Here is a 22,880-nt window from a genome sequence, read left to right as displayed (position 1 = left end):
TATTCGAGAATTACTGATGACATGTACAAATAACCAAGTAGGTATTTTAATGCAAAAGATCAAAAAATATAATCAGATAATTTCTGCTGCAAAAGCAGGTATGAGTGTAAAAACGGCACGTAAGTATTTACGTATTAATAAGTATCCAAGCGAATTACGCACAATACGTAAATATCTGAAGTTTTGACAAAATCCTTTCCATAAGGAGAAATGTATTCCAATTTTTTTATACTTTTTTAGTAATAACAAAATTTATTTATTCTATTTGGGTACATAATGTGTCAAAAACTGTAGCAATTTTGTCTAATATTGCTGGTTTATACTTACTAATATTATTTGGTAATTCTAGCTTTTTATTAAATGAGGTTTTGGTAATTTGGTTACTTCCATCAAAACTTGATTTTATTGTAATTTCCAACTTACCGTGTTTATTACTTTTGCGTATTACTGGTGCAAATGGTTTGACCTGATGATTATTTCTAATATTTCTATGATCTGGTATCCCTCTGGATATAGACTTTTCTAATATTTCTTCAAGGGCAATTTGTGGCATAGATCTATAAACTTCACTTGGAGACAACATATTGCTATTGATTTTTTTATCCCATGCCCTTACTTTTCTTGCCTTAACTGAAGATTGTGCATGATACAATATGTTGTACGCTAGCATTACGAATAACATATAATCCTCATCTTTATTTGGATCATTCGTTTGAAATTTATCCATCAATAATTTTGACTTACCAAATTTAAAAAAATGCTCAATATCAAACCTTTGTCTATAGTATTCATATACTTCTTTACCACTGATTTTATCTTTTTGTTGGCCAGAAACACATAACCATAAATCTCTGTTATATTTCCTATTTCCTGATGCATCTAACACCTTAACCTGAATAAAATTCAGCGGTTTATCAGACATGATATGCTGTTTCTTGCCCTTGATTAGATAATTCTTAAATAGTGAAATACTAATTGATATGTCACCATTTTTTGTAGCCTTTACTACAGTTTCTTCTGTATCTGGAATCAGTAAATTATCAGAACTACTACAAGAAATCTTAGCTCCATAAGATCTTTTACGACCTCTTGTTTTTTGCTCCTCTATATATATTTTGTAAATACTGCGATTAATTCTTTGGCGGGTTATTGTTACCGTATTTGCTTCATTGTGCAGCGGGTGAATGAAAGATAGAGCGCTATAACCTGCATCACCTACTGTTATATTTAGAGCCTTTTGTGGTATTTGCTTAACAATTTTCATTATTTGTTTGCTACCTTTGCTATACTTATTCTCATCTGATTTTACTCTATTTATAGATATTGGTACAGACCATTTAGGCTGAGCACCGATGCAAACTACACTATATTCATAACCCGCAACTGGTCGGTTATTAGCATTCTGTCTAATATATGTACGATCAATTGCTTTCTTGGAATCTTTCTTGCTACTCACTGTAGTATCTATTTGCAGTAAGTTTTTACCCTCATTAATCAGTTTACTTATTAAGTATTTTTCTATATCTTCTCGAGTCTTAAAACGTTGCTCATCTCTTATATTTAATGATTCATCACGAGCACAGTAAAAATTCTCTATAGCTCTGTATACACTTGACCAACTACGCTGAAAATATTTATTAGTTGTTAATTCAACAACAGATCTTGCTTTAACGCTATCATTAGTTACTAGTGATAGTATTAATTCTAAAACCACATCTTGATTATAGGGGAAAATTTTTTATTTCTTGCAACATTTCTTGCATAATCATACACACTAAAAACCATTTTGTATTTGAGCGTATTTATATCATACTTTATAAGTTTGGTTATCTTTTTGTCAAAACTTCAGTAAATATAGGACACGTAAGGATCCATTTGTGAAGCACTGGGATGAAATAGAATCAATGCTAGAATCAGCACCGGAGTTGCAAGCAACTACCATATTAGCATATTTGACAGAAAAGTATCATGGGAATTATAATGGGAAGCAATTACGCTGTTTGCAGAAAAGGTTGAAACAATGGAGAGCTGCACATGGTAAGGATAAGACAGTAATCTTTTTACAAAATATTCTTCCTGGCAAACAGAGTCAGTCTGATTGGACCAATATGAATCAATTGGGTATTTGTATTGGTGGGCAACCATATCCTCACTTACTATTTCATTTTATGTTGCCTTATTCATGTTGGGAAACTTTTAGCATATGCCATAGTGAAAGTTTTGATACATTAGCATCAGGGTTTGAAAAAGCTGTATGGGAGTTAGGTGGAGTTTTACCAGAGCATCGTACAGATAATTTAAGTGCAGCTACCAAGCAATGTGGTAATAGTAGACAATTTACAGAAAGATGGCAAGAATTGCTTGGTTATTACAATGTTGCACCATCGCGAAATAATCCAGGCGTCAGTCATGAAAATGGTTCTGTTGAAAAAAGTCATGATACATTTAAGCAAGCAGTGAATCAACATCTGCTATTACGTGGATCACGTAATTTTGTTGATTTAAAAGCTTATGAATTATTCCTTACACAAATTAAAGAAAAGCGAAATAGCTGTAGAAAAGAAAAATTAGCTGAAGAATTAGTTCATTTACAAGAGTTACCAATCAGGAAATGGAATGCACCTACAATATTATCAGTACGTGTTAATCCAAGCAGTACAGTTAGTATTTTATCTGTAGCTTATTCTGTGCCTAGTCGCTTAATAGGTTATACTTTAAAAGCTTATATTTATTCTGAAGAAATAGAGCTTTACTATGGTAACAAATGTTTACAAAAAATGTCTAGAATCAGCAATGGCTTTGTTGCATAAATAAAATTTGTAGAGCAAGAGTGGTGATAATCTGGTAAGATGTCCTGAAATGATGCTCCTCGCAGCAGAGCTACGAGGTATCTAAAAAAGTTTTAGTTGTTTCTTATGATATCACGAAGCAGAGCTTCGGGGAATTAAACCCTGAGAGATTAAATGCCACTTATTAAACAAAATGTTTGAAATTGGTAAACCTATCTCTGTGCCTGTTGGCTAGGCTAGCATTGCGGGGTTAGGGGCAGTATATTCAAAAGCTTATTTATGCAACAAAGCCATGAGGTATGGGAAGAAAATATAAATCTGGCTTAATTAATACTGGAATTTACCGTGTAAATAATCTTACGAATCTCCTTTGGATATTGCAAGAAAATTATCAAATTATCCCAATTATTATACCAAGATTTAGCTATATGCGGATATTGCTTACTCCATTTTTGATCAAATGACTCAAGAGCTAATTCTGCTTCTTTTTCAGTAGCAGAAGTATAGATTAGTTTCATGACTAACGAATATTAGAATTACCCTCAACGAACATTAAAATTACCTATAAAAAAGAAGTAACTATGGACAGTAAAATCGAATAAAAATTTATTTTTAAATATTTAAATATTATTCGAGAATTACTGATGACATGTACAAATAACCAAGTAGGTATTTTAATGCAAAAGATCAAAAAATATAATCAGATAATTTCTGCTGCAAAAGCAGGTATGAGTGTAAAAACGGCACGTAAGTATTTACGTATTAATAAGTATCCAAGCGAATTACGCACAATACGTAAATATAGGACACGTAAGGATCCATTTGTGAAGCACTGGGATGAAATAGAATCAATGCTAGAATCAGCACCGGAGTTGCAAGCAACTACCATATTAGCATATTTGACAGAAAAGTATCATGGGAATTATAATGGGAAGCAATTACGCTGTTTGCAGAAAAGGTTGAAACAATGGAGAGCTGCACATGGTAAGGATAAGACAGTAATCTTTTTACAAAATATTCTTCCTGGCAAACAGAGTCAGTCTGATTGGACCAATATGAATCAATTGGGTATTTGTATTGGTGGGCAACCATATCCTCACTTACTATTTCATTTTATGTTGCCTTATTCATGTTGGGAAACTTTTAGCATATGCCATAGTGAAAGTTTTGATACATTAGCATCAGGGTTTGAAAAAGCTGTATGGGAGTTAGGTGGAGTTTTACCAGAGCATCGTACAGATAATTTAAGTGCAGCTACCAAGCAATGTGGTAATAGTTGATGAACGAACATTAGAATTACCCATGACGAATATTAAAATTACCCATTTTTGAGTAAAAAATATGAGTCTTTTGCAATGATTGTGTAAATTTTTGTTGAGCCTATATTAGAAGTAATTAAAAATAGGTAAATTCCAGTATGGCTCTGTCTCATCAATTGTGTAAATTTCGTGAACCATTAAATTCTACCATCAAATTTGATCATAAAATGAGCCATAGCTTCATTCCAATTGGGGATAGGCATAGACCATTTTTTGGTAATATAATCAATTGTCAGATATAAAACTTTAAATACTGCGTCATCATTTGGAAAGATGCGTTTATTCTTAGTAACTTTTCTCAATTGGCTATTCAGCGATTCTATCGCATTTGTAGTGTAAATAATCTTACGAATCTCCTTTGGATATTGCAAGAAAATTATCAAATTATCCCAATTATTATACCAAGATTTAGCTATATGCGGATATTGCTTACTCCATTTTTGCTCAAATGACTCAAGAGCTAATTCTGCTTCTTTTTCAGTAGCAGAAGTATAGATTAGTTTCAAATCCGCTGCTAATGGCTTTCTATCTTTATATGATACATATTTGAGGCTATTCCTGATCTGATGGACAATACAAATTTGATGTTCAGTTTTCGGATATACTGATGCAATAGCATCAGACATACCAGTTAGATTATCACTACAAGCAATTAAGATATCTTTTACTCCTCGATTCTTCATTTCAGTAAAATTACCAAGCCAAAATTTAGCTCCTTCATTCTCACTTATCCATAAGCCTAAAATATCCTTTCTGCCAGATAAATCTATTCCTAAAGCTACATATACTGATTTATTAATAATAAGTTTATCTTGTCTTACTTTCACTACTAAACAGTCAAAATATACTATAGGGTATACTGATTCAAGAGGTCTACTCTGCCAAATCTTGACCTCATCTATTACTTCATCTGTAATCCTGCTGATTAGGCTCTCACTGATCTCAGCTCCATATAATTCTTGCAATTGTGTTTTAATATCAGACACACTCATACCCTTCGCATATAAGGATATTATCTTTTGGTCTAAGCCATCTATTCTTGTTTGTTTCTTTGAGACTATTATAGGTTCAAATTTACCTTGTCTGTCTCTTGGAACATTTAGCTCTATAGTACCATTCTCACTAATCAGATTCTTACTAAAACTACCATTCCTCGCATTCTCAGTTTCAGCTCTATCATACTTGCTATAACCTAAATGTTCTGACATCTCAGCATGCAGTGCTCGCTCTAAAATACCCTTGGTTAATTCCTTAATTAATCCATTCTGACTTAGTACTGTTTTTAAATCTACTCCACCTTCTATCAGCAAATCTATTGCTTCATTTATTTTTTTATTCTTCTCTATTTGCATTTCTGTTACCTATATTTTTAATTACTTCTAATATAGGCTCAACAAAAATTTACACAATCATTGCAAAAGACTCGCTACTTCATCAGCGAAGTTTTTTTCTTCTTGCTCTATACCCTCACCAAGTTCATATCTGATAAATTTAGTAATTTGAATTTCTGCACCAAGTTCTTTAGCAGCATTTTTGATTACTTCAGCAACAGTTAGTTTATTATCAAATAAGAAATTTTGTTGTAATAGCACAACTTCAGCAAAGAATTTACGAATTCTGCCTTCTACCATTTTTTCGATAATATTGTCAGGCTTGCCTTCTTCTTTTGACTTCTCAAAGAATACTTTTCTCTCACGTTCTACAAGGGCTTGATCTAAACCAGAATCATCTATACTTTGTGGATTATTTCCTGCCACGTGAACAGCGATTTGCTTAGCTAAAGCTTCTAGTTTTGCCGTATCTTTTGCACTTGATTGTAGACCTACTAATACAGAAATTTTACCTAAGTTTGGTGCAACTTCATTATGTACATAAGAGCCAATCGCTCCTTCAGATACTTTTAGTACTTCCATACGGCGTAGTGTTAAGTTTTCACCTATTGTAGCAATATTTTCTACAACGTCTTCTTCTACTGATTTGCCGTTTGGCATTTTAGCTGCTTTTAGTTCTTCTATATCTTGAACATTTATTGCAAGGTTAGCAATATTTGTAACTAGATTTTGGAATTGCTCATTTCTTGCGACAAAATCGGTTTCAGAATTTATTTCAACAACAACTCCAGTTAATCCGTCAACTTTAGCAGCTGTTAACCCTTCAGCAGCAACACGTCCAGCTTTCTTTGCAGCAGCAGCAAGACCTTTTTTACGCAAAAAGTCAACAGCTTCTTCAAGATTGCCTTTAGTCTCGATTAAGGCTTTTTTACAATCCATCATTCCAGCACCAGTTTTTTCTCTGAGCTCTCTAACGTCACTAGCACTTATATTTACTTCACTCATACTTTATCTATCTCCATTTAATTATGCATTTTAAAAAGATGTCTAATTTTTGTCTTCATCAGCATCACTTAATGCTCGCTCAAATTCTGTATTTGCTTCTTCATTTATATTTTTTGTTTTAGAGAACTTTTTAGCTTGTTTCAATTTAGAAACATTTTTAGGAGCTAAATTTTTATCACCATGTTCTTGGATACTACCTAAATCAACTCCGGAAGCTTTCATTGATTCTTCTAAACCTTGTAGTGCAGCATCAGCAAATAAACTACAATAAAATCTAATTGATCTTATTGCGTCATCATTACCTGGAATTGGATAATCTATATGATCAGGGTTAGAATTAGTATCTACAACAGCCACGATAGGTATATCAAGTCTTACAGCTTCGCTAATCGCAATATGTTCTTTATTAGTGTCGATAATTACTATTAAATCTGGTTTAGAATGTAGTGCTCTGATTCCAGCAAGTGATAGAAGTAATTTATCTTTCTTACGGTTCATATCAAGTATTTCTTTCTTAGTATAACCGATGCAAGCTTCTTCATTTTCTAAAGTTTGTTCTAGTTTATTTAATTTCTCTATAGAACCTGAAATAGTTTTCCAGTTAGTTAGCATTCCGCCAAGCCATCTATGATTTACATAGTATTGTCCACATTTTTCAGCATATTCTGCTATAATATCGCTTGCTTGTATTTTTGTACTCACAAATAATACTTTGCCATCATTTTTTACAGTTTCATATATTGCATTTAAAGCAACATTCATTAAAGCTGCTGTTTGTCTTAAATCAATTATATGTACCTCATCACGCTCACCATATATATAAGGTGCCATTTTAGGATTCCAACGTGAGGTCTTATGACCAAAATGCACGCCGGCATCTAATAAATCTTTAACATTAACTGGTGGTATTTTTGACATTTATTTCTCCTAATTGTTAGTTTATACCTCCGTAAGACTGTCATCCCGTGGCTTGTCCACGGGATCCAGAAAAATAGGATCCCGCTACAAGCGTGCGGGATGACATGCATGAACTAACATTTATCTTACGTGTGAATTTGCTTAAAAATATGAGCCTACAATATACTTATATTCCGTAATTTACAAGTCCTTATTCTTTCCTCCATATAGTAGTGCCGTTTGGCTTATCTTCTAAAATAATTTTTTCATTTAATAATTTGTTACGAATTTGATCAGCTAATCCCCAATGTTTTTGCTTTTTTGCTTCTAAGCGTTCATTAATAAGATTATTTATATAATTTTCGTCTACATCTTTATTAAACCATTCATGGGGTGTTTCGTTCATTAATCCAATAAAATTAGCACAAGCAATCAGATTAGAGGCATTCAATTGCTTTTCTTCTTCGGTATCAGCTGTAAAAATGGCTTTGGCATAGTCGTTAATTATTTTAATAGCAAGCGGACTATTCATATCGTCAAGCAAGCTTTGCATAAAGTCGCTAGGCAGAGTATCTATTTTTTGTATATTTATATTTTGAATAGCTCTATACCAATAATCTAGAGTTTTTTTAGCATCCTCTATAGCCTTGTCGTTATAATCAAGAGGACGTCTATAATGGGCGGTTAATAAAAATAATCTTACTATTTCGCCTTTCATTTGTTTATCCATTAAATCCCTGACAGTAATAAAATTACCAAAAGATTTACTCATTTTTTCGCCGTTAACTGTTAAAAAGCCATTGTGAACCCAGTATTTTGCATAAGTGGAGTTAGAGAAAGCACATTTACTTTGTGCAATCTCGTTAGTATGATGTGGGAATATTAAATCAGCACCGCCACCATGAATATCAAAATTTTTGCCTAAATATTTATAGCTCATTGCTGAACATTCAATATGCCAGCCGGGACGCCCTAGCCCCCATGGGCTCTTGAAGTTCATGCGTACATCTTCATCTGGTTTTGCTGGTTTCCATAAAACAAAATCCTGCGGATGCTTTTTAGTTTTACTATTTTCTACCCGTACGCTTTCAAACATATCTTCTAATTTTCGGTTAGATAGTTCTGTATAATTAGGAGCTGATAAAACATCAAAATAAACATGATCATCTGCAATATATGCATGCCCAGATTTAATTAGCTTTTCTATTATTTCGATCATTACATCAATATGCTGCGTAGCCTTTGGTTCTATAGTAGGTGGTAAACAAAATAGATATTTCATATTCGTATGAAATTCTTTTGTAACTTTGTCTGTTAACTCGTTAATGCTAATACCTAAGTTTGCTGCTCTCTCGATTATCTTATCATCTACATCGGTAATATTCCGTACATATTTTACAGATTTAGCCTCAAATACATCTACAAGTATGCGATAAAGTAAGTCATATATCACTACCGATCTACTATTTCCAATATGTGGGTTATCATAAACAGTCGGACCGCATACATACATTTTTACATTAGTCTGATCTTCAGGTTCAAATAGTTCTTTGTTTTGAGTGAGGGTGTTAAATAGGTATATTTGCATAAGGTTTGGTTTATTTACAAAAAGTTAGATTTTATCATATTATGAGGCTTTTTAGCCATAGTATAATTAAAAAATCTAATAGTTAATGATTCAAAAGAAGTCAAATCGACTATTAACAACTAGTTTAGGCGGTAAGGTAGAATTTAAATCGATAAAGGTTTTAAATGATATAACGCTGGTGCCGAGCTTGTATGGGAGTATAGAAAATCATTTTTATAATAAAGATACAAAAGTTAATGCTAAGGCAATTTTAAATAATCAAATAATAGAAGAGAAGATTATTATATCAAAACAGCCTAAATTTGGTTATAATATTGGAGGTAATGTTCTTTTGACGAAGAAGAATATAAATGTAATATTTGAGTATAATCATTACACCTATAAAAAATATAAAAGCCATCAAGGGTTAGTGAAGTTAAAAGTTAATTTGTAGAACAAAATAGATAAAGAGATAAGGCTTTATTCTCTTTATCTATTTGAATTTAAGGAAGTAATATTACTGAAGTTTTGACAAAAAATTTTTATTAAAAAAAGTGGCGAGTGTATCAATCTATAATTTGTATTATATATCAAATAATTTACTTTAAATTGTAGAAATATCACTTTTAAGCTGATAAAAGCACTAAATATTTAACTTTAAATATAAATTTTTACTTTAGTCAGAAAAATTAGAATTTTTGTCAAAACTTCAGTAATATTAGTAATTACTTCTTGACAGTATACAAGTATTACTTTATATTTTTTATCTATTATATAAGTTAAAGTTTGATGGGTTAAGCTTATGTCTCGTAAATGTGAACTCACTGGAGTGGGTGTTTTATATGGCAATAATGTATCACATTCACAGCGTAAAACTAGAAGGCGTTTTGAGCCTAATTTAAGATCGGTTAAGTTTATAAGTGATATAACAACCGCAGAATATAGATTATCAGTGAGTGCTAGATGTATAAGTTCAGTTGAAAAAGCTGGCGGTTTTGATGCGTATATGTTAAAAGCTAATGATGATGCTTTATCCACTACAGCTAAAGCTATTAAGAGAAAAATAATTCAGACTAAGATGGCAAAATCATTATGAAAAATGGGATACATCCAGACTATAAAAAGTTTTTAATTAAAGTTGGAAGTGATGTTTTTGAAACAATGTCAACTCATCCTGCAGGTGAGATTTTAATGGATGTTGATTTTAGAAAACACCCAGCATGGAATAAAGATATTGGAAATGTAGTAAATCAGTCTAACAAAAGCGTTAGTGATTTTAATAAAAGATTTTCCGGTCTTTCTTTCGGTAGTCAAAAAAAGGAAGCTAGTTAATTTCTATAATCGGGTGGAGGTATTTCCGCATAGATCAAGAACGTTTCCAGTGTGTCATCACGTTGGCGGCTTTTTTGCGTGGATCGAGAGTCATCATTGTGCGAGTGAATGAAATGAGCGTGGCAATCCAGAAAATAATAAAAAATACTAATTTTATTAGTATTTTTAATTGGCTCTAGTTCATAAATCACGGGATGACAGGGGGAGAATATCCACGTAACACACATTACTATGGGGTAAAAACTTACTCTAATCATTTATGTCGCTAATCTTTGTTTATAATATTAATAAACAAAGTCATCAAATTTCTTTATTTGTATTAGTTGACATTTGATCTTACATTTAATAAAAATAATGTATTAAAAATACAGATAAAAAAATGGAAGGTCACAATGCACTTAAATCAAAAAATAATAAAGCCAAAATTAGGTTTACTAGAATTAGCTAAGAGTCTTGAAGAGTCTTGGTAGTATATCATCAGCATGTAAAGCGATGGGATATAGTAGAGATAGTTGTTACAGATTTAAAGAACTAGTATGAAACAGGAGGTGAAGAAGCGTTGTATGAAATTAGTCGCAGGAAGCCAATAATAGCGAATAGAGTTGATCCAGCGATAGAGAAGGCAGTAATGGATATGGCAATAGAATATCCAGCATATGGTCAGATGCGAGTATCAAATGAGCTTAAGAAGAGCGGTATACTGGTATCACCTGGAGGAGTAAGATCAATTTGGCTACGTAATGATTTAAACAATATCAGTAAAAGGCTTAAAGCATTAGAAGCAAAGATGGCTCAAGATGGGATTGTTCTTACTGAAGCTCAGTTACAAGTACTAGAGAAGCGTCGTAATGAAAAAGAAGCACATGGAGAAATTGAGACGCAGCATCCAGGTTATCTAGGATGTCAGGGTACGTATTATGTAGGTAATTTTAAAGGAATAGGTAAGGTTTATTCTCAGGTATTTATTGATAGCTATCTAGGGTAGCGGATGCTAAACTATATACTGATAAAACAGCAATTACTGCTGCTGATATGCTTAATGACCGGGTGTTACCATGGTATGAGAGCCAAGGGATACCAATACTGCGTGTTCTTACAGATCGTGGGTCAGAATATAAGGGGAATATAGAGCATCATGCTTTTGAGTTATTTCTTAGCATAGAAGGTATAGAACATACTACAACTAAGGCATATTCTCCCAAAACAAATGGTATGTGTGAGCGTTTTAATAAAACCGTGAAACAAGAATTCTTTGATACGGCTATGCGAAAAAAGATTTATACAGATCTTGATGATTTACAATTAGATCTTGATATTTGGTTAGAGCGTTTCAATAATGAAAGACCTCATTCTGGTAAATATTGTTATGGTAAAACTCCTATGCAAACTTTTCAGGATAGTAAGAAATTAGCTGTTGAAAAGAATAATGAAATCTTGTATCTTGAATGTGTATCTGACAGTCAAAATTTAACTGACAATCAGGTGCGAAATTTATAGTGTCTGTAAGATCAAATCTTGACTTCTACACTTTATTGCGGGGTGGAGCAGCTCGGTAGCTCGTCAGGCTCATAACCTGAAGGTCGTTGGTTCAAATCCAGCCCCCGCTACCATATATTTTATTTTAATTTTTTTATTGTTGCCTTGTGGATGAAGTTCTCGTGTGGATCGAGAGTCATCATTGCGAGCGAGCATCGCTTGTGTGGCAATCTTAATTTAGTACCGAACAGTTTTAAAAAAATGTTATATTTTATTCGGGTGTAGGTGACTTTCTATGTCATTCCCGCTTAAGGCTTGTCCCGCGTGGAACATTTTCTCCTGTCATCCCGTGATTTATGAACTAGAGCCAGTTAAAAATACTAATTTTATTAGTATTTTTTAACTGGATTGCTTCGTCAATTACTTCGTAATTTCCTCGCAATGACGAAAAAACTGATCCATGAGGGTAATTTTGCTACAGGATGACACAGGACATATAATAATACAGGTTACAAAATTATGACTGATGAAAAAGTAATTAATAAAAAATTAGTAGGTGATAATAAGCTTTTTCGTCATCAAGCTAAATTTGTAGTTGGGGCTATGGATATAAAGCAACTTCCTAATTTTGCATTACCGCAAATTGCTTTTGTTGGTAAATCAAATGTCGGCAAATCAAGTCTAATAAATACTATATGTAATAACAAAAATCTTGCTAAAGTTTCTAATACCCCAGGGCGTACTAGGCAGATTAATTTCTTTAATCTTGTAGATAAACTTATAATAGTTGACCTACCAGGTTATGGTTTTTCAGAAGTTCCAAATCAAGTTAAAGATCAGTGGGAAATATTAATTAATCATTATTTACGCAAGAGTGATAATCTAAAATTAGTTAACTTATTGATAGATTCAAGAAAGGGAATTAAAGAGAACGATAAAAAAGTAGCGGAGTTATTACTTGCAAATAAGCGAGATTTCCAAATTATTTTTACAAAATCCGATAAAATTACGGATCGTAAAAACCTTAACCTAGAAGCACAGAATTTTCTTGCAACTTTAAACTACTCATGTAATCTTATTTATGTAAGTAGTAGGAGTAAAGAAGGTGCAAGAGAACTTAAAACTAGTTTGGCAAAATGCATCAAACTTGAAAAGTAAAGAAATAGATAATATTTCTGAATTAGGCGACATTACTATAATTAGGGATATAATCACATGTAGTAACGAGCTTAGAAATCAAGCGATAGTTCTAAAGTTACCAATCAATATTATTATTAACGCTAATTTAGGATAAGGGATAGATAGAAAGCTTATAGATAAAGGGTTTAAAGGAGATTAATGTTGAGTTATGATAGATTTTTTTAATAAAAGATCAGTAACTCAACATGAAAAGATGTATCATAACTGTATATTATTTAGTAGATAATTTTTGTAAAATATATGAAGAATGGATAGAACACCGTCTATTATCAACAAATCAGCAAAGGCATAGAATAGGAAAATTAAGTCTTGCAGAATTGATGACAATAGTCATATATTTTTATCTATCGCCTTGCAAGGACTGTAAAAACTATTATTTATACTACTTACCGCATAAATATAAGGGTTACTTTCATTTACCATGTTATAGTAGAATAGTACAATTATGGCCAAGGTTAATATTGCCATTGTCAATAATGTTGCAATTACTACGAGGTGAAGATACAGGAATATATTTTATTGATTCAACAAAACTATCTATTTGTCATGCTGAGCGCACTTCTAGTAATAGAGTTTTTGGTAAAATTGCCAAAGTTGGGATGAGTAGTTATGGTTGGTTTATGGGATTTAAATTACATTTAATCTCTCAGGGTTTAATTCCCCGAAGCTCTGCTTCGTGATATCATAAGAAACAACTCAAACTTTTTTAGATACCTCGTAGCTCTGCTGCGAGGAGCATCATTAATCATAAAGCAGAGATTATAGCTGTTAAAATAACAAAAGCAAATAGAGCTGATTTATCTGTTCTTGAATCTATAACTCAGAAGATAACAGGTAAGGTATTTTGTGATAAAGCATATATTTGTAAAGAGTTATGGTTTAAACTCTATTCTAGAAATTTAAGAATGATAACTAATATTCGCAAGGATATGAAGAATTATTTACTAGCATTAGAAGATAAAGCTATGTTACGTAAACGATCATTAATTGAATCAGTATTTAATCTCTCAGGGTTTAATCCCTGTTGGGTTAAATTCCCCGTGGCTTGCCACGATTATTATACTAAAAAATAGAATGAACCTAGAGCATACAAGGCATAGATCTCCTGTTAATTTCTTGGTGCATATTCTAGCTTGTGTTACTTCTTATGCTATCACTAAATCTCGTATAAAACTTGAATGCTTTAGCTCCAGAACAACTGCTCTTATCCTAAGTTGGCGTTATTAATGAGAAGTTGTTTGCTTCTTTTATAGAATCTATCAAACTGCTTGAGATGTGCGGTGCTAAAATCTATATAGTACATGACCATATAGATTTAGGTAATCTATCTTTAATATCACAATTAGATAAAAGTTTCAGTAAAAAATTTAATAAAGTAAGGGAAAATAGTTCCATAGATAATCCTACTTATTATGGAAATTCTATCGAGTTATGTCAACAAACTTATTGTGACAAAACTTAGCAATAAAGGTTGTTATGCGGTTGGTATTTCAGGAAAAGATGCGAATTTACTACAAACCTGAATTCTGGATTAGCTAATTTTGAGATATAGAAGGTTTGTTAGGTTTCATACAGTATGCAATTAGGGCGGATAAGATATGTACAAAGGCATTCCAAATTGATCTATGTCTTGTATGTTCGATCTCGAAAGCACCCTTCAGCACACTAAATACTGTTTCGATAATTGAGCGTTTGCGTAATAATATTTTTTCAAATAATGGCATAAGTTTATTCTTCATTTTCTTCTTTATGCCAGTTACTAACTTGATTCCTTTGCTGTATAGATCATCAAAGAGCTCCTGTTTGATATAACCCTTATCGCCAAACAATAATCCCGTGATATGTTTGGTGATTATCGAAACCGGCGCTCTATCATCTACATTACCAGGCGTTAGTTTTAGACCTTGAATCTCACCTTTTTCGTTAATAACCAAATGTAATTTTAGACCAAAAAACCAACTTTTTGTTGTTTTACCCAAAGCAGCAATACCGGCAAAGACTTTATTACGAGAGATTCTTTTTCGATGACAAACCTCTAAAGATGTGGCGTCAATATAAGAAACTCCCGTAGATTGAGCTGCCTGCATATACCATTCAAGTAATAAAACTAAATAACTCAGAACTCTTGGTTTTAGAGCTATAAAACGAGTATATGATGGAAGAGTTACAAAGTCTGATTTATATAATTGTAGATAGGACATATAAAAATATTTAAAGTTTTTACAAGGTGATTGATGGTATAAAAGCACTATTGTTAACAGCTCAGAATAGAGTCTTTTGCAATGATTGTGTAAATTTTTGTTGAGCCTATATTAGAAGTAATTAAAAATATAGGTAACAGAAATGCAAATAGAGAAGAATAAAAAAATGGTAAATTCCAGTATTAATTAAGCCAGATTTATATTTTCTTCCCATACCTCATTGGGTGTTTTATAACCGAGCACTTTTCTTGGTAAATTATTTAAAAAATCCTCAATTTCTTGTAATTGCTTTATTGTTAATTTTTTTATATCTAAAGATTTAGAGTATACTCTGTGCACCATTGAGTTAATCTTCTCTATCAATGGTTTTTGCCATGGAGAATAAGGATTGCAAAAATATACTTTTCGTTCAGATTTTGGCAATAGTTGTTCATGATTGGTAAATTCTTTGCCATTATCTAACGTTATGCTTTTGATTATATGCGACAATTGTTTAAGTTTTTTATTCATGTTACCAATCACATCTTGTGTTCTTTTTGAACGGTTTAAAGTGAGAAACACTTTTTGTGTTCTGATATCCACAAGAGCGCCTATATTACGACTTTGATTACCTTTGTTAAAAGTTAAATCACCTTCTAAATGACCTATTGCTGCTATCTTTCTATTTATCTCTGGTCTTTCAGTAATGGAAACTCGATTTGGTATTGTAATTCTTTTGTTTCTGATTCTTGTACCATGATGCAACCTATTTTTCCTTTTTCTTGCTAAAGATAAATATAATTTTTGCCTTTGTGCTATAGGAGATGTATAAATAAACTGGTATATACTCTCTGTAGAAATATTGACAGTATCTCGTGATAGTTTACGTCTACCTGAAATTATATCTGGTGAAATACCCTGTGTTAACTGCTTTATTATTTCTGCTCGTAAATTATTATCAATATCTAATTTTCTTTTTCTCTTACCTTGCCTTAAACTGCAAGCAAGTGTGTTAGCCCTATCTGGTCTATAATTATGCCTCATTCTCTTGAGTTCATAACATATAGTGCTTTTATCACGGCCAATCTTTGTCCCTATATATCGCGAGCTATAACCACTCTTATTCATTTCGTATATTTTAAATCTTTCATCTATCGTTAAATGAGCCATGATATATCTATATTTAAATGATGCTCCTCGCAGCAGAGCTACGAGGTATCTAAAAAAGTTTTAGTTGTTTCTTATGATATCACGAAGCAGAGCTTCGGGGAATTAAACCCTGAGAGATTAAAAATTGATTATATCTGGCTTAATTAATTATAGAACTTTCCATCAAAGTCGTAATATAGGCGCTCTTGTGGATATCAGAACACAAAAAGTGTTTCTCACTTTAAACCGTTCAAAAAGAACACAAGATGTGATTGGTAACATGAATAAAAAACTTAAACAATTGTCGCATATAATCAAAAGCATAACGTTAGATAATGGCAAAGAATTTACCAATCATGAACAACTATTGCCAAAATCTGAACGAAAAGTATATTTTTGCAATCCTTATTCTCCATGGCAAAAACCATTGATAGAGAAGATTAACTCAATGGTACACAGAGTATACTCTAAATCTTTAGATATAAAAAAATTAACAATAAAGCAATTACAAGAAATTGAGGATTTTTTAAATAATTTACCAAGAAAAGTGCTCGGTTATAAAACACCCAATGAGGTATGGGAAGAAAATATAAATCTGGCTTAATTAATACTGGAATTTACCAGCAATAGATTTGCTGATAGAAGGCGGAGTAGATTTAAAAACAGTACTAAGTCAGAATGGATTAATTAAGGAATTAACCAAGGGTATTTTAGAGCGAGCACTGCATGCTGAGATGTCAGAACATTTAGGTTATAGCAAGTATGATAGAGCTGAAACTGAGAATGCGAGGAATGGTAGTTTTAGTAAGAATCTGATTAGTGAGAATGGTACTATAGAGATAAATGTTCCAAGAGACAGACAAGGTAAATTTGAACCTATAATAGTCTCAAAGAAACAAACAAGAATAGATGGCTTAGACCAAAAGATAATATCCTTATATGCGAAGGGTATGAGTGTGTCTGATATTAAAACACAATTGCAAGAATTATATGGAGCTGAGATCAGTGAGAGCCTAATCAGCAGGATTACAGATGAAGTAATAGATGAGGTCAAGATTTGGCAGAGTAGACCTCTTGAATCAGTATACCCTATAGTATATTTTGACTGTTTAGTAGTGAAAGTAAGACAAGATAAACTTATTATTAATAAATCAGTATATGTAGCTTTAGGAATAGATTTATCTGGCAGAAAGGATATTTTAGGCTTATGGATAAGTGAGAATGAAGGAGCTAAATTTTGGCTTGGTAATTTTACTGAAATGAAGAATCGAGGAGTAAAAGATATCTTAATTGCTTGTAGTGATAATCTAACTGGTATGTCTGATGCTATTGCATCAGTATGCCCGAAAACTGAACATCAAATTTGTATTGTCCATCAGATCAGGAATAGCCTCAAATATGTATCATATAAAGATAGAAAGCAATTAGCAGCGGATTTGAAACTAATCTATACTTCTGCTACTGAAAAAGAAGCAGAATTAGCTCTTGAGTCATTTGATCAAAAATGGAGTAAGCAATATCCGCATATAGCTAAATCTTGGTATAATAATTGGGATAATTTGATAATTTTCTTGCAATATCCAAAGGAGATTCGTAAGATTATTTACACTACAAATGCGATAGAATCGCTGAATAGCCAATTGAGAAAAGTTACTAAGAATAAACGCATCTTTCCAAATGATGACGCAGTATTTAAAGTTTTATATCTGACAATTGATTATATTACCAAAAAATGGTCTATGCCTATCCCCAATTGGAATGAAGCTATGGCTCATTTTATGATCAAATTTGATGGTAGAATTTAATGGTTCACGAAATTTACACAATTGATGAGACAGAGCCTCAGAATAGCTTATTTCAGGCTTTCTTGTAGGGTTTTTATTAATTAATGGTAGAAATGATTTATTAATCCACTGCTCGCTAATTTTACAAAAATCATCGACAAAACAAAATAATGCAGTAATATCTTTCTTCATGGGGATACTCTTGTTTTTTTGCTAAAAATTATATAGTCCGTCCGCCAAAACTCTAAAAGCCTTATAGGCAATAGGGTTTTAAGGCAAAAATGCATAGTAAAATCCATAAGAAAATGAAAGGTTTTATATCAAAAGCTTATGGAAATACAAAAAAATGACAATAAAAAAATGAATGCATTTTGGGAAATAGTGTGGTTTTTAATACAAAAATTTAAAATCAGCCCTCAAAATTAGAGTAATTTGCTCTAAAATCGCACTATTTTTGGAAATTAGTGACACAAGTGATATTTTTTAGAGTTTTGGCGGAGGGACTATATAGAGTATCTTCTATCCCTTGTAAATACTTACTTCCAAACCTAGATTAATCCAGAATTCAGGTTACAAGCAAGAAAATCAAAATTATCACATACAGGAGTTTCGCACTTAGCAAAAAGTATGTTAATCTAGAGAAAAATAGTTTTAGATAAAAATGACAAGAACAAAATGTAGCAAGGACTTATATAAATCATTTTTACAAGCAAGTAGTGTCAGATATACTAGCAAGGCATTATCTGAAGTGAGTCCAGTAGATCTATCTCACGATAGTGCAAGTCGATGGTTAAAGAGTAAGGATTTTCGTCCTAGCGAAATCTATAAGGAAGTGTCAAAATATATAGATTGGGAAGCACCGTGTTTATTAGTGGGGGATGACACCTTATTATCAAAGCAATACAGTCAGAAGATTGAGCTTGTACGTTATCAATATTCTGGAGCTGTACATGATGTTATACCTGGTATAGGAATGGTAAACTTACTACATTACAATACTAAAATTGCTCAATCTACTCCCGTAGATTATAGAATATATGATAAAGACACTGATGGTAAAACAAAGAATGAGCATTTTTGTGATATGCTTACTTTAGCTAAAGAAAGAGGTCTCAATCCTGATGCCATAGTCATGGATGCTTGGTATAGCGGGTTGGAGAATTTAAAACATATACGTAATTTAGGCTGGCTATGGGTTACCACCCTAAGGAAAAATAGAAAAGTTAATCTCTCAGGGTTTAATTCCCCGAAGCTCTGCTTCGTGATATAGCTAACGCGGAAAGGTTTTTACCATAGTTTTTGTATTTACTCACATATTCACCAGATCTAAATCCTATTAAACATTGCTGGACTAACTTTAAAAACTGTTTACGTAAAATTATTGATCAATGCCTAAGTTTTTCCTAATCTGTGGTAGAAACATTTCCGTGTGAGCTATATCATAAGAAACAACTAAAACTTTTTTAGATACCTCGTAGCTCTGCTGCGAGGAGCATCATTCATAATGTTAGCTTGGAAAGTTTAGAGATACCCGATGAGGGGCTAAAAATTCACCTACGTGGATACGGTTGGGTTACGGTATTTAAGTTTGTGGCAAAGAATGGTCGCATTGATTACATAACAACGAACTTGGAAAATCCCACACGTGAGCAAATAGAGAAAATTGTTAAGGCACGTTGGTCTATAGAGGTTTATCATCGAGAATTAAAACAAACTTGTGGTATTGAACGCTGTCAGGCACGCACGGGCCGAGCTCAAAGAAATCATATTTGCCTTGCAGTATTTGCCTGGCTTGATATGAATAAAAGGAGGATAAATGAAAACATTACTTTATATCAACAAACTTGGGAAGTTATAAAAACATCAACAGGAGTTTCGCACTTAGCAAAAAGTATGTTAATCTAGAGAAAAATAGTTTTAGATAAAAATGACAAGAACAAAATGTAGCAAGGACTTATATAAATCATTTTTACAAGCAAGTAGTGTCAGATATACTAGCAAGGCATTATCTGAAGTGAGTCCAGTAGATCTATCTCACGATAGTGCAAGTCGATGGTTAAAGAGTAAGGATTTTCGTCCTAGCGAAATCTATAAGGAAGTGTCAAAATATATAGATTGGGAAGCACCGTGTTTATTAGTGGGGGATGACACCTTATTATCAAAGCAATACAGTCAGAAGATTGAGCTTGTACGTTATCAATATTCTAGAGCTGTACATGATGTTATACCTGGTATAGGAATGGTAAACTTACTACATTACAATACTAAAATTGCTCAATCTACTCCCGTAGATTATAGAATATATGATAAAGACACTGATGGTAAAACAAAGAATGAGCATTTTTGTGATATGCTTACTTTAGCTAAAGAAAGAGGTCTCAATCCTGATGCCATAGTCATGGATGCTGGCTTTGTTGCATAAATAAGCTTTTGAATATACTGCCCCTAACCCCGCAATGCTAGCCTAGCCAACAGGCACAGAGATAGGTTTACCAATTTCAAACATTTTGTTTAATAAGTGGCATTTAATAGACATTTCTTTTGTCATATCTTGATCATGTCTTGATAGAAACTTACTACCAAAAGAAGTTTTAAATCGAAAGAACGTGTTCTCTACACGCTCCCTTCTACCATAATTATTCTTTACCCTCCATGCTTGGTATCCTTTGTTTTGTTGATATATAACAGCTGCATCTCTCTCAGTTTTATCCCTAAGCGATTGAACTTTTACTGAAGAGTTTGGGGGTCTAATAACTGGTTTTATCTTCTTCTTTCTCAACAATTGATATGTAGATTCACCGTCATACCCTCGATCTCCCAGAAAATCCTTGGCTCTGACATTAGCTATTAGTAGTCCAATCTGTGATCTATCATCTATAGTATGCTCTGTGGTACTATCGGCAAGTATCATACCTTGATCTTCTATAACGATATGTAGCTTTTTCCATATGCGACGCTTATATTGCTTACCATGCTTATTTTCTAGCCATTCGTTCCATGTGTAGGCTTGTATCCCTGTACTATCCATTGAAATACAACTAAATTCTTTATCTTGATTTCCATGTAAATACCTAAGATCTAATGACTTCATACGCTTACTTAATGTTGTATAGTCTGGACATCTAATAGATAAACCCGATATTTCAAAGAGCCAGTTTATAAAGCCTTGGGTTTGGCGTAACTTAAGACCGAATAAGCATCTGATCTTCAAACACTGTAATATAGCGTGATCACTATAGCGTCTAGGTCTTCCTCGTTTCATTTCCTCTCTGTAATCAGCATACCAGCCAATCGCCAAATCACTGGCAATCATAAAATCTATGCGACCCCTATTGCGTAAAAAATTATTATATTCTGACCAATTCGTTATTTTATATTTAGAATACTTGCGTGATTTACTAAAAGGGGCTTTCTTCCGAGATCTCATATAATCTGGATTATTTTGAATTCAGGACATCTTACCAGATTATCACCACTCTTGCTCTACAAATCTTATTTATGCAACAAAGCCAGGGGCAGTATATTCAAAAGCTTATTTATGCAACAAAGCCAGACGCTATAGTGATCACGCTATATTACAGTGTTTGAAGATCAGATGCTTATTCGGTCTTAAGTTACGCCAAACCCAAGGCTTTATAAACTGGCTCTTTGAAATATCGGGTTTATCTATTAGATGTCCAGACTATACAACATTAAGTAAGCGTATGAAGTCATTAGATCTTAGGTATTTACATGGAAATCAAGATAAAGAATTTAGTTGTATTTCAATGGATAGTACAGGGATACAAGCCTACACAGGGAACGAATGGCTAGAAAATAAGCAGGGTAAGCAATATAAGCGTCGCATATGGAAAAAGCTACATATCGTTATAGAAGATCAAGGTATGATACTTGCCGATAGTACCACAGAGCATACTATAGATGATAGATCACAGATTGGACTACTAATAGCTAATGTCAGAGCCAAGGATTTTCTGGGAGATCGAGGGTATGACGGTGAATCTACATATCAATTGTTGAGAAAGAAGAAGATAAAACCAGTTATTAGACCCCCAAACTCTTCAGTAAAAGTTCAATCGCTTAGGGATAAAACTGAGAGAGATGCAGCTGTTATATATCAACAAAACAAAGGATACCAAGCATGGAGGGTAAAGAATAATTATGGTAGAAGGGAGCGTGTAGAGAACACGTTCTTTCGATTTAAAACTTCTTTTGGTAGTAAGTTTCTATCAAGACATGATCAAAATATGACAAAAGAAATGTCTATTAAATGCCACTTATTAAACAAAATGTTTGAAATTGGTAAACCTATCTCTGTGCCTGTTGGCTAGGCTAGCATTGCGGGGTTAGGGGCAGTATATTCAAAAGCTTATTTATGCAACAAAGCCATAGTTACTTCTTTTTTATAGGTAATTTTAATGTTCGTTGAGGGTAATTCTAATATTCGTTAGTCACAGGACATCTTACCAGATTATCACCACTCTTTCTCTACAAAGCTTATTTATCTGAAGTTTTGACAAAAATTCTAATTTTTCTGACTAAAGTAAAAATTTATATTTAAAGTTAAATATTTAGTGCTTTTATCAGCTTAAAAGCGATATTTCTACAATTTAAAGTAAATTATTTGATATATAATACAAATTATAGATTGATACACTCGCCACTTTTTTTAATAAAAATTTTTTGTCAAAACTTCAGTATTTATGCAACAAAGCCATCATTTGTGGGCTAGGGGCTATATGGCAGTCAGTTCAGGTAATATAACTGATGAAATGATACAGCACTATATTGATGAACGGGAAGGTGAACCTGTGAATGATGATCGATTTCTAATCGATTCCACTTTATAAC

The 22,880-nt window shown here is 32.7% G+C and carries 15 protein-coding genes, 1 tRNA gene and 13 pseudogenes; 19 read left to right on the top strand and 10 right to left on the bottom strand.

Going from position 1 to position 22,880, the window contains the following annotated elements; all coding sequences use genetic code 11:
- The first annotated feature begins 16 nt into the window (after positions 1-16).
- Positions 17-187: a hypothetical protein gene (locus AAHI98_RS14310; protein ID WP_342226281.1), complete on the top strand. Its 171-nt coding sequence runs from the start codon at positions 17-19 to the stop codon at positions 185-187.
- Positions 188-256: 69 nt separating this feature from the next.
- Here AAHI98_RS14310 and AAHI98_RS14305 read toward each other — a convergent pair whose 3' ends face one another.
- Positions 257-1,714 (bottom strand): transposase, encoded by a 1,458-nt coding sequence (locus AAHI98_RS14305; RefSeq protein WP_342224664.1) that lies wholly within the window; start codon positions 1,712-1,714, stop codon positions 257-259.
- A gap of 190 nt (positions 1,715-1,904) precedes the next feature.
- Here AAHI98_RS14305 and AAHI98_RS14300 point away from each other — a divergent pair, with 190 nt between their 5' ends.
- The gene (locus AAHI98_RS14300) at positions 1,905-2,810 is read left to right on the top strand and encodes a Mu transposase domain-containing protein (RefSeq protein WP_342226280.1); all 906 of its coding nucleotides are present in this window, start codon (positions 1,905-1,907) and stop codon (positions 2,808-2,810) included.
- A 314-nt stretch (positions 2,811-3,124) separates the two neighbouring features.
- On the opposite strand, the pseudogene AAHI98_RS14295 reads toward AAHI98_RS14300, so the two are convergent.
- Positions 3,125-3,307: pseudogene (locus AAHI98_RS14295) on the bottom strand (transposase); the annotation flags it as partial.
- A 126-nt stretch (positions 3,308-3,433) separates the two neighbouring features.
- Here AAHI98_RS14295 and AAHI98_RS14290 point away from each other — a divergent pair.
- On the top strand, positions 3,434-4,069 hold the full coding sequence (locus AAHI98_RS14290; RefSeq protein WP_342226278.1) for a hypothetical protein: 636 nt from the start codon (positions 3,434-3,436) through the stop codon (positions 4,067-4,069).
- A gap of 176 nt (positions 4,070-4,245) precedes the next feature.
- Here the strand turns inward: AAHI98_RS14290 and AAHI98_RS14285 are convergent, their stop codons facing one another.
- The 4 genes from AAHI98_RS14285 to cysS form a co-directional block, all read right to left on the bottom strand.
- Positions 4,246-5,460 carry an IS256 family transposase gene (locus tag AAHI98_RS14285; RefSeq protein WP_342224727.1) on the bottom strand — a complete coding sequence of 405 codons (1,215 nt, stop codon included), beginning with the start codon at positions 5,458-5,460 and terminating at the stop codon, positions 4,246-4,248.
- A gap of 57 nt (positions 5,461-5,517) precedes the next feature.
- Positions 5,518-6,444 (bottom strand): translation elongation factor Ts, encoded by a 927-nt coding sequence (gene tsf, locus AAHI98_RS14280; RefSeq protein ID WP_342226277.1) that lies wholly within the window; start codon positions 6,442-6,444, stop codon positions 5,518-5,520.
- 42 nt (positions 6,445-6,486) lie between these two features.
- Complete coding sequence (rpsB, locus tag AAHI98_RS14275; RefSeq protein WP_342226276.1) at positions 6,487-7,362, bottom strand: 30S ribosomal protein S2; 876 nt, start codon at positions 7,360-7,362, stop codon at positions 6,487-6,489.
- A 190-nt stretch (positions 7,363-7,552) separates the two neighbouring features.
- On the bottom strand, positions 7,553-8,929 hold the full coding sequence (gene cysS, locus AAHI98_RS14270; protein ID WP_342226275.1) for a cysteine--tRNA ligase: 1,377 nt from the start codon (positions 8,927-8,929) through the stop codon (positions 7,553-7,555).
- An 82-nt stretch (positions 8,930-9,011) separates the two neighbouring features.
- Between cysS and AAHI98_RS14265 the strand changes: the two are divergent.
- From AAHI98_RS14265 to AAHI98_RS14220, 9 genes and pseudogenes are all read left to right on the top strand, one after another.
- Positions 9,012-9,362: pseudogene (locus AAHI98_RS14265) on the top strand (autotransporter outer membrane beta-barrel domain-containing protein); the annotation flags it as partial.
- A 348-nt stretch (positions 9,363-9,710) separates the two neighbouring features.
- Positions 9,711-10,004 (top strand): 50S ribosomal protein L28, encoded by a 294-nt coding sequence (rpmB, locus tag AAHI98_RS14260; protein WP_342226274.1) that lies wholly within the window; start codon positions 9,711-9,713, stop codon positions 10,002-10,004.
- Positions 10,001-10,240: a 50S ribosomal protein L31 gene (gene rpmE / locus AAHI98_RS14255; RefSeq protein WP_016948660.1), complete on the top strand. Its 240-nt coding sequence runs from the start codon at positions 10,001-10,003 to the stop codon at positions 10,238-10,240. Before rpmB ends, rpmE begins: the two co-directional genes overlap by 4 nt.
- A gap of 392 nt (positions 10,241-10,632) precedes the next feature.
- Positions 10,633-11,737, top strand: a pseudogene (locus AAHI98_RS14250) (IS481 family transposase).
- Between the two features lie 36 nt (positions 11,738-11,773).
- Positions 11,774-11,850 (top strand) — tRNA-Met (locus tag AAHI98_RS14245).
- 385 nt (positions 11,851-12,235) lie between these two features.
- Complete coding sequence (yihA, locus tag AAHI98_RS14240) at positions 12,236-12,874, top strand: ribosome biogenesis GTP-binding protein YihA/YsxC (protein WP_342226273.1); 639 nt, start codon at positions 12,236-12,238, stop codon at positions 12,872-12,874.
- Positions 12,822-13,004: pseudogene (locus AAHI98_RS14235) on the top strand (acetylglutamate kinase); the annotation flags it as partial. The gene yihA and the pseudogene AAHI98_RS14235, both read left to right, overlap by 53 nt.
- Before the next feature lie 97 nt (positions 13,005-13,101).
- Positions 13,102-14,056 (top strand): annotated as a pseudogene (locus tag AAHI98_RS18305) (transposase); the annotation flags it as partial.
- Between the two features lie 82 nt (positions 14,057-14,138).
- A pseudogene (locus AAHI98_RS14220) lies at positions 14,139-14,433 on the top strand (acetylglutamate kinase); the annotation flags it as partial.
- An 18-nt stretch (positions 14,434-14,451) separates the two neighbouring features.
- Here the strand turns inward: AAHI98_RS14220 and AAHI98_RS14215 are convergent.
- Together AAHI98_RS14215 and AAHI98_RS14210 are read right to left on the bottom strand one after the other, a co-directional pair.
- Positions 14,452-15,186 (bottom strand): annotated as a pseudogene (locus AAHI98_RS14215) (IS982 family transposase); the annotation flags it as partial.
- A gap of 117 nt (positions 15,187-15,303) precedes the next feature.
- Positions 15,304-16,266 carry an IS30 family transposase gene (locus AAHI98_RS14210; protein ID WP_342224646.1) on the bottom strand — a complete coding sequence of 321 codons (963 nt, stop codon included), beginning with the start codon at positions 16,264-16,266 and terminating at the stop codon, positions 15,304-15,306.
- A 160-nt stretch (positions 16,267-16,426) separates the two neighbouring features.
- Between AAHI98_RS14210 and AAHI98_RS14205 the strand changes: the two are divergent.
- Both AAHI98_RS14205 and AAHI98_RS14200 read left to right on the top strand, forming a co-directional pair.
- Positions 16,427-16,849 (top strand): annotated as a pseudogene (locus AAHI98_RS14205) (IS30 family transposase); the annotation flags it as partial.
- Between the two features lie 22 nt (positions 16,850-16,871).
- A complete protein-coding gene (locus AAHI98_RS14200) occupies positions 16,872-18,050 on the top strand; it encodes an IS256 family transposase (RefSeq protein ID WP_410526271.1) in 1,179 nt (392 codons plus the stop codon).
- Here AAHI98_RS14200 and AAHI98_RS18820 read toward each other — a convergent pair.
- Positions 18,051-18,221, bottom strand: a pseudogene (locus AAHI98_RS18820) (IS982 family transposase); the annotation flags it as partial.
- A gap of 469 nt (positions 18,222-18,690) precedes the next feature.
- On the opposite strand from AAHI98_RS18820, the pseudogene AAHI98_RS14195 reads away from it, so the two are divergent.
- The 3 pseudogenes from AAHI98_RS14195 to AAHI98_RS14185 form a co-directional block, all read left to right on the top strand.
- A pseudogene (locus AAHI98_RS14195) lies at positions 18,691-19,254 on the top strand (transposase); the annotation flags it as partial.
- A gap of 275 nt (positions 19,255-19,529) precedes the next feature.
- A pseudogene (locus AAHI98_RS14190) lies at positions 19,530-19,934 on the top strand (transposase); the annotation flags it as partial.
- A gap of 22 nt (positions 19,935-19,956) precedes the next feature.
- Positions 19,957-20,442, top strand: a pseudogene (locus tag AAHI98_RS14185) (IS701 family transposase); the annotation flags it as partial.
- A gap of 51 nt (positions 20,443-20,493) precedes the next feature.
- On the opposite strand, the gene AAHI98_RS14180 reads toward AAHI98_RS14185, so the two are convergent.
- On the bottom strand, positions 20,494-21,456 hold the full coding sequence (locus tag AAHI98_RS14180) for an IS5 family transposase (protein ID WP_342226266.1): 963 nt from the start codon (positions 21,454-21,456) through the stop codon (positions 20,494-20,496).
- Positions 21,457-21,475: 19 nt separating this feature from the next.
- On the opposite strand from AAHI98_RS14180, the gene AAHI98_RS14175 reads away from it, so the two are divergent.
- Positions 21,476-22,360: an IS5 family transposase gene (locus tag AAHI98_RS14175; RefSeq protein WP_342226660.1), complete on the top strand. Its 885-nt coding sequence runs from the start codon at positions 21,476-21,478 to the stop codon at positions 22,358-22,360.
- 384 nt (positions 22,361-22,744) lie between these two features.
- Positions 22,745-22,879 (top strand): annotated as a pseudogene (locus tag AAHI98_RS18815) (IS200/IS605 family transposase); the annotation flags it as partial.
- Position 22,880: the final 1 nt, after the last annotated feature.

This window comes from Rickettsia endosymbiont of Urophora cardui, assembly GCF_964030725.1.
In the GTDB taxonomy this organism is placed as follows: Bacteria; Pseudomonadota; Alphaproteobacteria; order Rickettsiales; family Rickettsiaceae; genus Rickettsia.
Note: the sequence above shows the minus strand (reverse complement) of the source record. Positions and strands in the feature narration are given on the sequence as shown.